The sequence below is a fragment of the Mesorhizobium sp. B4-1-1 genome, from assembly GCF_006439375.1.
Taxonomy (GTDB): Bacteria; Pseudomonadota; Alphaproteobacteria; order Rhizobiales; family Rhizobiaceae; genus Mesorhizobium.
In genome coordinates, this window is sequence record NZ_VFTH01000036.1 from 1 (window position 1) to 13,279 (window position 13,279).

The window sequence follows — 13,279 nt, forward strand, 5'->3', positions numbered from 1 at the left end:
CCCCCGACCACAGAACGGCGAATTCGGCAGTCAGAGACCGGCTGTAGATAACGGTGGCGACCGCGTTGGCGGTGTCGTGGAAGCCATTGACGAACTCGAAGCCCAGCGCAATCAGAAGGGCGATGCCGAGCAGGATCCAGGGCACCGTCTTGGCGATAGCCAGATCCTGGCTGAGCGCATAGCCGACATAGACGATGCCGACGAGCACCAGCACGCCGAAAGCCGGCAGGAACCATTTGGCACCGCCCGATTGTTCTAGGGGATGATCCGGTCTCGGGATCCCCGCCTCACTGGAAACTACGTCCACCATTGTCCCACTCCGTTTGCATTGCAGCAAAGAACCGGGGAGGACGCTATGTCGCCAGGATGAAGCTGGTGTGACGCTCTTAACCGTTTGGTCACCACCAAACCGTTTGGCGACCTATCCGGCTATCTTCAGGAGCGAGGACACCAGCAGCTTGCGCTCGTCTTCGGACAGCACGTCTGAATCAAACAGATTCATGCTGCGCATCCCCTCGATGGCGAGAAAGCAGACCAGCAGCGGGCCGAGGTCGTCCGTCTCTCCCTTCAGCCGTTCGAACAGCTGGTGCTTGAAGGCCTTGATCGGCGTCAGAAAATCGGGATCTTCGGCGATCGCCGAGAACATCCAGGATGCCGAGGGTTTCGGCCGCTCGCAGTCGTCGGCCGACAACTTGATATAGGCCGAGAGCACGCTTTCGTCGCCGGCCTCTGCGGCGCGTGCTTCGAGCGCGCTCTGGAAATCGCTGAGATAGCTTTCGACCAGTCCCTGCATCAGCTTGGCCTTGGTCGGGAAATTGTAGAGCAGGCCGCCCTTCGACACGCCGGCGCGGCTGGCGACTGCCTCGAGCGACAGGCTTCCCGGGCCTGCCTCGCGCGCCACGTTGGCGGCGGCGGCAAGTATCTTTTCGCGTGAGTTCGCCCTGGGTACTCTCATCACGCCTCCCCCTACATTAGCCTAGGCGGAATTGACAAGACCGTCCAGCCGGTACAGTAAGGCGCGCCATTTGAAATCGGGACCTTTCGTCGATATGTGTCCCGACATCGATTGATTTGCCGGTTGCCGGCTCGAGGGGACCATCCGTGAAGCGCTTTTTCATCATCGCCGGATTCTTGCTGCTGCTCGCCTTGGTATGCGTCGGCATCGTTGGCTTCAACTTCATGCGCGACGCCGGCATCAAGCAGTATTTCGCCACCATGAAGCCGCCGGCCGCAACGGTTTCGACAGTGACCGTCAAGCCCTCGGAGTGGACCCCCGGCATCGAGGCGATCGGCACCGTCAATGCCGTGCGCGGCGTCGACCTTACCGTCGAGACCAGCGGCATCGTCAAGGACATCCTCTTCCACGCCAACCAGAAGGTTGCCGCCGACGCGGTGCTCTTGCAGCTGGACGACGCGGTCGAGAAAGCGGATCTGGTGGCGCAGAAGGCGCAGGCCGCCTCGGATCAGGCGGCGCTGACCCGCGCGATCGAATTGCAGCGCCGCGGCGTCGGCACGGACGCGACGCTCGACGCCGCGCGCGCCGCGGGGGACGCCTCGGCTGCACAAGTCAACAAGATGCAGGCCGTACTCGACCAGAAGCAGTTGTCGGCGCCCTTCGGAGGCACGGTCGGCATCCCGAAGATCGACGTCGGACAGTACCTGGCCCCCGGCAACTCCGTCGTGACGATCCAGGACCTCGACACGATGCGGGTCGACTTCACGGTTCCCGAGCAGCAGCTGCCGCTGCTCAAGATCGGCCAGACCGTCAAGCTCGGCGGCAGCCTCGCCGACATGACCTTTGCCGGCTCCATTCGCGGAATCGATCCCAAGATCGATCCGGCAAGCCGGCTGGTTTCGATTCGCGGCGAGGTCGCCAATCCGGAAGGCAAGCTGACGCCTGGCCAGTTCGTCCAGATCCGCGTCGAGCTGCCGCAGGAAAACAACGTCATCTCCGTGCCGCAGACGGCGGTGACGACCAGCCTCTATGGCGATTATGTCTTCGTGGTCGAGCCGGCAAAGCCCGCCGGGGGTGCCGCTGCCGCGCCGGCGAAGCCGGACGAGCAGAAGGCCGGCGCCGATAAGGCGGCCGGCGATGCCGCCAAGCCGCAGGCTGACGCCACCAAGCCCGCCGACAACGCGGCAAAGCCGGCGGACGCGAAGCCGGCCGACAAGGCGTCCGGCGACGCCGCCAAACCAGCCGACGCCGCCAAGCCGGCCGAGGCCGCGCAGCAGCCTGCGCTCACCATCTCGCAGGTGTTCGTCAAGCTCGGCCGCCGTAACAACGGCATGGTCGAGATCACCGAGGGCCTCAAGGACGGCGACCAGGTTGTCACGGCCGGCCAGAACCGCCTCTTCAATGGCATGTCGGTTGCCGTCGACAACACCATCGATCCCAGCAAATCGGCGAACAAGCAGGTTCAGCAATGAGCTTCTCCGACCTCTTCATTCGCCGGCCGGTGCTCTCGACGGTGCTGGCCTGCATGATCCTGCTTCTGGGCTTCCAGGGCATCTTCGGGCTGTCGATCCGCCAGTATCCGAAGGTCGACGAGACCGCGATCACCATCACCACGGCTTATCCTGGCGCCAGCGCCGACCTGATCCAGGGCTTCATTTCGGCCCCGATAGCGCGCGCCGTCGCCTCGACCGAAAACATCGACTACGTGACCTCGTCCAGCCGTCCGTCCTCTAGCACGGTCACCGTGCAGATGAAGCTCGGCTCCAACCCGGACGTCGCGCTCGCCGAGGTGCTGTCCAAGGTCCAGGGCGTGCGCGGCACCCTGCCGGACGCCTCCAAGGACCCGGTGATCGTCAAGGGCACCGGGCAGCAGTTCGCGATGATGTACATCTCGATGCAGAACCCGAACATGACGAAGGAGCAGCTCACCGAATATATCGAGCGCGTCATCCGGCCTCGCATCTCGACCGTGGAAGGCGTCGCCGACGTCCAGATCTTCGGCGCCCAGGAATATTCCATGCGCATCTGGATCGACCCGATCCGGCTCGCCGCCCGGGGCGTCACGGCCGTGGACGTGCTGACGGCGATCAACAACTCGAACTTCCTGTCGGCGCCGGGCAACACCCAGAACGAATATGTGGTCTCCTCGATCACCGTGCATTCGACCCTGCAGACGCCCGAGGCCTTCGCCCAGCTCCCGATCCGGTCGACGGATGGCCAGGTTGTGCGCCTGCGCGATGTCGCGCGGGTCGAGCTCGGCGCGGAGAACACCGACACCAGGGTGAGCTTCAACGGCAAGCCGGGAACCTTCCTGGCCATCTTCCCGACGCCCGCAGCCAACCCGCTGACGACGGCGGCGGCGCTGACCAAGCTCGTGCCTCAGATCCAGGATACGCTGCCGAAAGGCATGACGATCGAGATCGTCTACGACGCCACCGGCCAGATCAGCGCTTCGATCGAGGAAGTGTTCAAGACCATCGGCGAGGCGGTCGCCATCGTCATCGTGGTCATCCTTCTGTTCCTGGGTTCGTTCCGCTCGGTTATGATGCCGATCGTCACCATCCCGCTGTCGCTGATCGGCGTCTGCTTCATCTTGTTTGCGGTCGGCTACTCGATCAACCTTCTATCCCTGCTGGCCATGGTGCTGGCGATCGGCCTTGTCGTGGACGACGCCATCGTGGTGGTGGAAAACATCCACCGTCACATGGAGGAGGACCACATGTCGCCGATGCAGGCGGCATTCAACGGCATGCGCGAGATCGCGACCGCAATCGTGGCGATGACCATGACCCTGGCCGCCGTGTTCGCGCCGCTCGCCTTCACCGGTGGCCTGACCGGCGCGTTGTTCCGCGAATTTGCGGTGACGCTCGCCGGCTCGGTGGTCTTGTCCGGCCTTATCGCCATCACCATCACCCCGATGATGTCGGCACGTCTGCTGAAGGCCGGCCAGCACGGCCGCTTCCAGCGTATCGTCGACGGCACGTTCACACGCGTCGAACACCTCTATGAACGGGCTGTCACCGCCTCGCTCAGGAACCGCCCGGTAACGCTGATCATCGTCGTCGCGTTGGTCGCCCTTACCGGCTTCATGTTCACCAAGACCTCGACCGAACTCGCGCCGGAAGAAGATCAGGGCTTCCTGCTCTCGATCGTGACCGCGCCACGCTACGCGACGTCGGATTACACCGAGACCTACGTCAACCAGATCCTCGGCCTGGTGAAGGACATTCCCGAGACCAGGGCGCAGTTCTCGGCCGTTGCCTTTGGCGGCGCCACCAACAGCGCCTTTGTCGGCTTCGCCTTCAAGGACTGGGCGGAACGCAAGCGCAATTCGAAGGCGCTTCAGGCTGATATCCAGGGACGCATCTCCAAGGTCGCCGGCGTCGAGGCCTTCGTCTTCGCGCCGCCGACGCTGCCCGGTTCCGGCGGCGGCTTGCCGATTTCCATGGTCGTGCGCTCCACCGGCGACCCGTCGGAAGTCTTCGAGCAGGCAGAGAAGATCAAGAACAAGGCGCAGGCCTCGGGCCGCTTCATCGTCGTGCAGAACTCGATGGCTTACGATGCGCCGCAGGTCACCGTCACCATCGACCGCGAGCGCGCGGCGGCGTTGAATCTGCCGATTGCCGATATCGGCAACACTCTGACGCTACTTGTCGGCGGCGCCGAGGTGGCGCAGTTCGACCGGGATTCCAACAGCTACGACATCATCCCCCAGGTGCCGCAGGAATTCCGCGACAACCCCGAGAAGCTCGGCCAATATTTCGTCCGCAGCGTCGACGGCAAGATGGTGCCGCTGTCGGCGGTCGTGAAGATCTCGACCAACGCCTCGCCGGCGGCCATCGAGCAGTTCAACCAGCTGAACTCCTCGACGATCTCGGCCTTGCCTCTGCCCGGCGTGACCACCGGCGACGGCCTGAAAGTGCTGGAGGACCTCGCAAAGGAGACCCTGCCCGACACCTTCTTCGTCGACTATTCCGGCCAGTCGCGGCAGGAGAAGGAACAGGGCAACACCATCCTGATCGCCTTCGCGGCGGCCGTGATCGTGATCTACCTGGTGCTGGCGGCCCAGTTCGAGAGCTTCCGCGACCCGCTGATCATCATGATGGCGGTGCCGCTGTCGATCTTCGGCGCGATCGTGCCGCTCAACATCGGCCTGGGAACGCTCAACATCTACACCCAGGTCGGCCTGATCACGCTGATCGGCCTGATCACCAAGCACGGCATTCTGCTGGTGGAATTCGCCAACCAGCAGCGTGAAATGCATGGCATGCGGCGCCGCGACGCCATCATCGCTTCGGCCAAGGTGCGCCTGCGGCCGATCCTGATGACCACGGCCGCCATGGCGCTCGGCGTTGTGCCGCTGATCGTCTCCAGCGGCGCCGGTGCGGCCGCGCGCTATTCGATGGGCCTGGTCATCTTCACCGGCATCCTGGTCGGCACCATGTTCACGCTCTTCGTCGTGCCGATGTTCTACACCTTCATCGCCAGCAGGGACCTGCCGCATCTCGCCGAGAAGCCCGATCCGAAGCTGATGCCGGCGCTGCCGAGCTGAAGCGAGCCGTAAACAAAAGAGGCCGGAAATTCCGGCCTCTTTTTTTGGCGGTCGCCCCACGGCTTCGGCGCTATCCCGAAGGCGGCAACCCGCCTGCTACTTTACCCAGCCCGTCACTTGACCCGGTCCGTTACTTGACCCCGGTCCGTTACTTGACGATGACGATGCTGGTGTTGCCGGGGCCGAAGGCCTCGACGAGCTGATAGAAGTCGGCCGCCGCATCCGGATGCAGCCGCACGCAGCCATGCGAGGCAGGACGGCCAAGACGGCTGATGGCATAGGTGGCGTGAACGGCGTAGCCGCCGCTGAAGAAGACCGAATGCGGCATCGGCGCGTTGTCGTACTTCTTCGAATACCACATCTCATGCATGCGGGTCGGCTTGAACGAGCCGATCGGCGTGATGTGGCTCCTGTCACCGGTCGATACCTTCCAGGTGTAGGTCGGGCGGCCATCGACCGTGACTTCCATGATCTGCTGCGACAGCGAGACCTTGGCGACGATCTGGTTGGCATGCGCGGCATTGCCGGCGCCGAAGAGCAGCGCCGCGCCGGTGAGCGCGGCGGCGGTGACATTGATGAGCTTGGCGGAAATGGCAGTGTGCATGACGATCCCTCTGTTTTTTGCCGTTGTGTCCGGCTTCAATTTCGATGGACCGCCTTATCGAAGACGCCTGTTTCAGGTCAATTTCGCTTGATGCTCGTTTTTGTTTCGAATTTGTTTCTCGAAGTTAACAGAGAAGGTGCCGGAATTGAGTCCGTCGCAAGCAGCAGGCTCGCTTCACCTTGCAACCAAATCGTATGTTGCAACGCAAACGAAAGCGCTTTTCATCCTTATGTGAAAGCAGGGCGGCCAATTTCGAAACCGATTTGCAACAAAGTGCATCTCTGGCGGCATGATGTGGATACAGGCCGGCGTCAGATTTGACGCAACGGGAACAGACATCTGCAAACGAAAACTCCGCTCCTGGCTTCTCAGGATCAGTGTCGCGGCGATCGTGCTCGGCGCCGCCGGCTCGGCAACCCAGCGACGACGCTGGCGGCGATGACGTCCGGCGAGGTTTCGACGCTGCACATGGCTCTGTTCATCGCCACGGTCTGGATTGTCTCCAGCCTGCGCGTCCACCGGCTGAAGGCCCTCTGGTGGGTTGGCCTTCGGCTGATGAGGACACGCGGCCCCTCCGGCGACTTGCTGCCGAGAGGACCGAAGGCCCGCGCCGCAGCGGGGGGCTCCGTCAGCGGCGCGGGCGCTTCGGGAGTTTCCTGAAGCACCGACGATTTCGAGATTTGGGTTTGAAGATGAAGACGAAATTTGCCGCTTCTGTGCTTTACGCGCTGCTTTACGCGCAGGGTCTGCTCGGCTTCGCCGCGCTGGCGACGGTGTTGCTCAAGGAGCGCGCCAAGGGCGAGATAACCGCCAGCGCCGACCTTCCGTCCGGCCCCTCTGTCATCGTGGTGCGCTGAGCGCCGGGCGTCGGACCCAGAATGACCACCGCTTGGGAAAGCCGATGCTCAAACGCCTCGCCGATCGGAGCTTACCCGTTGCGTCGGACCGGCGGATCGAAACGATAGCCGGCGCCCCTGATGGTGGTGATGGTCTCGGTGTCGAGCTTGCGGCGCAGCCGCACGATGCGCGAGTCGATCGAACGGTCGAATGCGTCGGCATTCTCGGCCGGCGCCGCGGCAATGATGTCGTCGCGCGTCAGCACCTTGCGCGGGCTCGCCAGAAACAGCCTGAGCAGCGCCACCTGCCCCGGAGAAAGCTGATCCTCCGAGCCCGAGCGATGCATCACCATGGCCGACCGCAGATCGACGGTGGCGTTTTCCAGCACGATCAGTTCGCCGCCTGCCCTGCCGCGCCTGGCCAGCAGGCCACCGATACGCGCGGCAAGCTCGCGCACGTTGAGCGGGCTTTCGATGACGTCGGCAGCACCCAGCTCGAGTGCCAGCACCTTGTCGACAAGGTCGCGCGGCCGGCAGATCAGGATGAAGTCGGGGCCGCCCTCGCCACCCCCGCCTTGGCCGCCGTAACGCCTGAGCAGTTCGCGGCCCTCGGCCTGGGTGACGTCGTCGCCGACGATCACGACATCGATGCCGCCGGCCGAAAGCAGCGTCTCCGCCTCCCAGGGTTGGCGCGCCTGGCGCACATCGTGCCCGCGCCGGTCGAGATGATCGGCGAGATCTTTGGCCACCACCTCGGCAACGGACACAAGCGCAATGACGGATCGTGCTGCCATTTTCTCCACCCCCGCCACAGACAACCCGAGATGAGTGCTGGACATCATGTTTATACCCAATCTACTTTCCGCTGAAAGCGGGAGCGAGCGCGTCGTGAAGGCACGCATCATCGTCGTCGAGGACGAACCGGATCTGAGGGAGGCTGTAGCCGAATATCTCGGCGCCAGCGGCTATGACGTCGTCACGGCCGACAATGCGGCCGTGGCGCGCGCGCTGTTCGAGGCGCAGTCCTTCCACCTCGCCATCCTCGACATCGCCATGCCTGGCGAGGACGGGCTGTCGCTCGGCCGCTGGCTGCGCTCGAAGACGCAGATCGGCATCATCTACGCCACGGCCGCCGGCACCGCGCTCGACCGCATCGTCGGGCTGGAGCTCGGCGCCGACGATTACATCGTCAAGCCGTACGAATTGCGCGAGGTGCTGGCGCGGGTGCGCAGCGTTTTGCGCCGCGTGCCGCGGCCCGCCGAGCCGCAGGCGGCAAAGGCCGAAACCGGCAATCGCCGCTTCATGAATTTCGGCGGCTTCCAGGCCGATTTCGACGGCCGTCTGGTCATCGGCGCCAATGGCGCGGTCATCGAGATGGCCAAGAGCGAGTTCGATGTGCTCGAGGTTTTCCTCACCCGCGCCAACCGGCTCCTGACGCGGGCGGCGATTTCGGAAGCGATCGGCTTCGTTGAGGATCCGGAATCCTCGCGCGCGGTCGACATCCGCATCATGCGGTTGCGAAAGAAGATCGAGGCCGATCCCGCCAATCCGAAATTCCTGCGCACGGTGCGCGGCGAAGGCTATATCTTCTCGCTGCCGAGCGGCGACGCCAATTAGAGCAATTCCGGGAATGGCGTGAAACGGCCGGCTCGGCGCCTTGGCCATAGCCTTCCGTCCGGAATTGCGTCAAAACAAAGCGATAGTGCGGTTCGCCGTTTCCGAGCAACGGAGAGGGCTCTGAACGACCGACGTCCGGGCCTGGAATGACCATGACTGCTGATGCAGCACGCACCGATATGCATGGCTCGCGTCCGGGCGGCGCCGCGATGGCGGCCGTCCACGTCGTGCGCCGCCTGCGCGAGGCAGGCGACTGGCAGCGCGAGATGGACGACATATTGGGGACGATGTGCCGTAAGATGGACTGTCATCGCGGCATCCTCTTCCGCCTGCGTGAATTGCCGGGCCAAGGCTTTGCCCAGTCCGTCGCCGCCTATTGGATCGACCCGGATTTCGGCGGCGAGCTGGCCTCGCCCACCGTGATCGTGCAGTCGATCATCAACTCGGATTCCTTGCTGGAGCGGCTGCAGGAAGACGAGCGGCAAGGCAAGATCTTCTCCGGCTACACGCGCGACCTCGACGGCTTCCTGCGGGCCGACTTCGAGAAGCAGAGCATCAAGTCGTTCCTGTCCGTCTCTGTTTTCGCGCATGGCCACCTTTGGGGCACGCTGGCCATCAACGATTGCATCGCCGAGCGCGAATGGACGGATGAGGAAGAGGCGACGCTGCACATCATCGCCTTGGCCATCGGCGACGCCATCGAGCGCTCGCCGTCCGAGGCGCATGCCAGCGAGGTGATCCGCCGCACAATGCTGCAAGCCTCGCTCGACGCCATCATCGTCATCGACGAGACGGGTTCGATCATCGAGTTCAATCCGGCCGCCGAGAAGATGTTCGGCTTCCAGCGCAGCGCGATCCTCGGCAAGGACCTGCTCGATACCATCGTTCCGGTATACTACCGCAAAGGCTATGCTTCCGGCGCCGAATACATGGCCGGCCGCGGCGCGCCGATGGTCGGCCAGCGGCTGGAGACCGTCACGCAGAACGCCGCGGGCGAGATTTTCCCGATCGAGCTGACGGCGACCGAGATGCGCGTTGCCGATCGCCGCCTGATCTTCGGCTCGATCCGCGACCTGCGCGAAAAGCTGCAGGCCGAGGAGGAGATCAACCGCCAGCGCGAGAAGCTGCACCAGAACGAGAAGATGGCGGCGATGGGCTCGCTGCTTGCCGGCGTCTCGCATGAGCTCAACAACCCGCTGGCGGTGGTGGTGGCGCAGTCGACGCTGCTGCATGAATTCGCCGGCGACCCGCAGACCAAGGTGCGCGCCGAGAAGGTGCGCGCCGCCGCCGAGCGATGCGGCCGCATCGTCAAGAGCTTCCTGTCGATGGTGCGGCTGCACCCGACCGAGCAAGCCGAGACGGATCTCAACCAGGTGGTGCGCTCGGCGCTCGAGGTCACCGCCTATGGCGCGCGCTCCAGCGGCATCATCATCGACACCGATTTCGCCGGTGGGCCACTGCTAGCCATGGCGGATGCCGACCATGTCACCCAGGTTGCCGCGAACTTCTTGATCAATAGCCAGCATGCGCTGGCCGGCGTCGAGGGGGAACGGTGCATCAAGGTGCGGACTTTCCGCGGCGAGCGCGGCAATCCGGGCTTCTCCGTCGAGGACAACGGCCCCGGCATTCCTGAGGCGATCCGCTCGCGCATCTTCGAATCCTATTTCACCACCAAGCCGGTCGGCGTCGGCACCGGCATCGGCCTGTCGATCTCGAAATCGATCGTCGAACGCCACAACGGCAACATCTGGTTCGAGGAAGTCGAGCCGCACGGCGCGCGCTTCGTCGTCCATCTGCCGGCGATCGCCGGTGAGGCGGCGAAGGCAGGCGAGAGTGCCGTACGCTCGAGCGGACTGCGCCATGCCTTGATCATCGACGACGAACCCGACGTCGCCGGTTCGCTTTCAGATATATTGGAGCTGATGGGCCTGAAGTCACGCGTCGTGGCAAGTTGGACGTCCGCCGCCGACGTGCTGGACGGCCATATGCCGCCCGACATCGTCTTTTCCGATCTGCGCATGCCGGGTACCAGCGGCATGGCGATCTACCGCGAACTGCTTTCCCAGCGGCCCGCGCTGGCCAAGCGCTTCGTGCTCGTGACCGGCGACATGATCGGCGCCAAGGCGGAGATCGAAGCGCTGCCGCCGCTGCAGCGCCCGCAGATCCTAGAGAAGCCTTTCTCGACGCTCGACGTCCGCGGCATCCTCTCAACCATCGCCGACGAGGTCGCCGCCGCAGCCGACAACGGCGCCCACATTTGAACCGACCGGTCCGAGGGCAAGAACAAGATCGCAAAGGTGTGGCCGAGTGTTGCCCTCGCGCCGACACAAGGTCTGTTGAGATTCAGGTCAGGCCGAGCCGAAAATGATGGCTACCGAGAACCGGCCTATGCCGGCCCTAGCCTTCATAGAGCGGAGACACTTATGAGGGCTTCGGTCGGCGAAGTCCGGAATGGAGCGTACTTGCAGTACGTGAGCACCGGAAGCGCAGAAGCCCGCTATTTGCAGGCCGGTCCCACCTGAATATCAATAGACCCGAAAAAAGAGGCTCCCGACCGACGATGCGGCGGGAGCCTGACTCGAGCGCAGGAGGGTGCGCTCAGGGGGTCTTAAAAGACGTTCGGCGTGTTGGTGAGCGGCGCGGCGTTGGCGATCATGCGCACCGCGCGTTCCCTGTGCTGGCCGGACTGCTCGGCGATGGCGCGCAGGCAGTCGACGCTCTCGGCGCCCCAATTCTGGCCCTTGCAGGCAAAGTCGATCAAAGGTTCCGGCAGGCGGGCGGTCTTGAGCGTGGTCTGGGCGCGCTCGATGACATTGACTGGCGGATTGATCGAGGCGAAAGCCGGACCTGAGGCGGGTGCCGCCAGCATGGCGACAAGGGCGCAGGCGCCGATCAGCATTAACATCGCCATCGGATGGTCGCTGGCGCGCTGGCGCAGCGCAAGCTTCGGCCGGCGGTCATTGCGTTCCGGCACATCAAGGCGGCGATTGGCGTCGGCGACGCGGGCTTTCGCAAACATCGTTGTTCCCTTCGTTATCTTTCTTTTTGCTATGAAACGAACATAATCGCACCAAGTAACAGCCGGATGATCGGCGGTGGCTGCCTGTGTAACAGGATTGAAACAGGCACGGACGCGCCAGCATTCCCAACCTGCGGCAACCGTTCGACCGACCATTCAAGCGGTCGACGCAGATATGCGCCTGTCGCGCGCGGCCGACTGTAAGCAGCCTCACACAGCAATACCTGAATCGAGCGCGTCGCCGCTGTCTGCCGCACGCCCGTGACCCGTCGAAACAGGCCTTCTCCGAGACGGGCATCCGCCTTCTGAATTGCCGTTCCGCTTCCTCGATTAACACCCGGATTTTCCGGTATTTTTCCGGCTTAGGCGAGGTCAGACTTGCCGCCATGAAATTTCCATATTTCCGCAAGCCATTGCATTTCAATGAAAAATATGCTTATATTGAATGAGTATTCAACAAAAAGAAGAGCATGCCCATGAACCCGCACCTCCGTGACGTGGCGATCCCCAATGATTGGGACCGGCGGGGTTTGCCGGGGTGGAGTTACCATTCCAACGCCCTTCTCGAGCTCGAGAAGGAATATGTCTTCCGCAATCACTGGCAGATCGCCGGCCATGTCTGCGACGTGCCCAACGCTGGTGACTACCTGACCATGGACGTCGTCGGCGAGCGCGCGCTGATCGTGCGCGGCAACGACGGCGTCGTGCGCGCCTTCAACAATATGTGCCGCCACCGCGGCAGCCGCGTCGTCGCCGACAGCCAGGGCACCTGCAAGAACGCCCTGGTGTGCCCGTTCCACGGCTGGGTCTACAATCTCGACGGCACGCTGCGGGGCGCCGCCCGTCCGCGCTCCTTCCCCGAGCTCGACAAGACCGAGTTCGGCCTGATGCCGCTCGACCTCGAAATCTGGATGGGCTTCATCTTCATCCGCCTCCGTTCAGGCGGTCCGCAGCCTTCGGTGGCCGAGCTGCTGAAGCCGATCGAAGCCGAGATGGCGCATTACAATATCGCCGACATGGTGCCGTCCTGGGGCATATGGACCCAGAAATCGCCGGTCAACTGGAAGTCGGTGCGCGACGTCGACAATGAAGGTTATCACGTCGCCATGGCCCATCCCGCGCTGCAGGACCTCTATGGCGCGACCTATGTCGACGAACCCTTCATCAACGGCGTGTCGCGGTCCTTCGCCACCTACAATCCGCATGCCGGCCGGCGCTGGAGCGTGCGCGAGTACATCAAGCTCGCGCCCGAGGCCACGCATCTGCCGGAACATCTGCGCAAGGCCTGGATCTATTACGGCATCTTCCCCAACAACGCGCTGTCGATCATGCCGGAATCCGTCCAGTTCTATCAGGAGTTCCCGCTGTCGACCGGCGAGACGCTGCTGCGCGGCGCGGTCTACCGCTACAAGGACGAGAGCAGGGAACAGGCGGCCGCGCGCTACCTCGCCTATCGCATCGACCGCGACACGATGAACGAGGACGTGCAGCTTTCCGTGTGGTCGAACGAATCCATGCTGTCGGAAGCCTTCGAGGGCTTCTATCTCTCCGACCTCGAATATGGCGTGCGCACCCACCACGACCATCTGCGCAAGCAGGTCCCGGTTCTCGGCCTGGAAACCGCGCCCGAGGAAAAGGACATGTGGGGGCTGAACGACGCGCTGCGGTCGAGGGGATGAGGCTCTTCCTTCTCCCC

General features: G+C 63.6%; 10 protein-coding genes and 1 pseudogene. 6 read left to right on the forward strand and 5 right to left on the reverse strand.

The genetic code is table 11. From position 1 onward, the window contains the following. Window positions 1-310 (reverse strand): annotated as a pseudogene (locus FJW10_RS28915) (inorganic phosphate transporter); the annotation flags it as partial. 111 nt (window positions 311-421) lie between these two features. After that, complete coding sequence (locus tag FJW10_RS28920; protein WP_140902592.1) at window positions 422-955, reverse strand: TetR family transcriptional regulator; 534 nt, start codon at window positions 953-955, stop codon at window positions 422-424. A gap of 146 nt (window positions 956-1,101) precedes the next feature. Here FJW10_RS28920 and FJW10_RS28925 point away from each other — a divergent pair, with 146 nt between their 5' ends. Further along, on the forward strand, window positions 1,102-2,427 hold the full coding sequence (locus tag FJW10_RS28925) for an efflux RND transporter periplasmic adaptor subunit (RefSeq protein ID WP_246674401.1): 1,326 nt from the start codon (window positions 1,102-1,104) through the stop codon (window positions 2,425-2,427). Continuing rightward, a complete protein-coding gene (locus FJW10_RS28930; protein WP_140835094.1) occupies window positions 2,424-5,507 on the forward strand; it encodes an efflux RND transporter permease subunit in 3,084 nt (1,027 codons plus the stop codon). The genes FJW10_RS28925 and FJW10_RS28930 overlap by 4 nt, the downstream gene beginning before the upstream one ends. A 148-nt stretch (window positions 5,508-5,655) precedes the next feature. Here FJW10_RS28930 and FJW10_RS28935 read toward each other — a convergent pair whose 3' ends face one another. After that, the gene (locus FJW10_RS28935) at window positions 5,656-6,111 is read right to left on the reverse strand and encodes a L,D-transpeptidase (protein WP_140835093.1); all 456 of its coding nucleotides are present in this window, start codon (window positions 6,109-6,111) and stop codon (window positions 5,656-5,658) included. 692 nt (window positions 6,112-6,803) lie between these two features. On the opposite strand from FJW10_RS28935, the gene FJW10_RS30615 reads away from it, so the two are divergent. Beyond that, window positions 6,804-6,968 carry a hypothetical protein gene (locus FJW10_RS30615; protein WP_181177704.1) on the forward strand — a complete coding sequence of 55 codons (165 nt, stop codon included), beginning with the start codon at window positions 6,804-6,806 and terminating at the stop codon, window positions 6,966-6,968. Window positions 6,969-7,039: 71 nt separating this feature from the next. Here the strand turns inward: FJW10_RS30615 and FJW10_RS28945 are convergent, their stop codons facing one another. After that, the gene (locus tag FJW10_RS28945; RefSeq protein ID WP_140902593.1) at window positions 7,040-7,741 is read right to left on the reverse strand and encodes a response regulator transcription factor; all 702 of its coding nucleotides are present in this window, start codon (window positions 7,739-7,741) and stop codon (window positions 7,040-7,042) included. Window positions 7,742-7,835: 94 nt separating this feature from the next. On the opposite strand from FJW10_RS28945, the gene FJW10_RS28950 reads away from it, so the two are divergent. Both FJW10_RS28950 and FJW10_RS28955 read left to right on the forward strand, forming a co-directional pair. Further along, window positions 7,836-8,564, forward strand: coding sequence for a response regulator transcription factor (locus tag FJW10_RS28950; RefSeq protein ID WP_246674402.1), 729 nt, complete (start codon window positions 7,836-7,838; stop codon window positions 8,562-8,564). A 152-nt stretch (window positions 8,565-8,716) separates the two neighbouring features. Next, complete coding sequence (locus tag FJW10_RS28955; protein ID WP_181177706.1) at window positions 8,717-10,825, forward strand: ATP-binding protein; 2,109 nt, start codon at window positions 8,717-8,719, stop codon at window positions 10,823-10,825. Between the two features lie 347 nt (window positions 10,826-11,172). On the opposite strand, the gene FJW10_RS28960 is transcribed toward FJW10_RS28955, so the two are convergent. After that, window positions 11,173-11,583, reverse strand: a complete 411-nt coding sequence (locus tag FJW10_RS28960) for a hypothetical protein (protein ID WP_140902594.1) — start codon at window positions 11,581-11,583, stop codon at window positions 11,173-11,175. Window positions 11,584-12,059: 476 nt separating this feature from the next. Between FJW10_RS28960 and FJW10_RS28965 the strand changes: the two genes are divergently transcribed. Further along, complete coding sequence (locus tag FJW10_RS28965) at window positions 12,060-13,262, forward strand: aromatic ring-hydroxylating dioxygenase subunit alpha (protein ID WP_140835089.1); 1,203 nt, start codon at window positions 12,060-12,062, stop codon at window positions 13,260-13,262. Window positions 13,263-13,279: the final 17 nt, after the last annotated feature.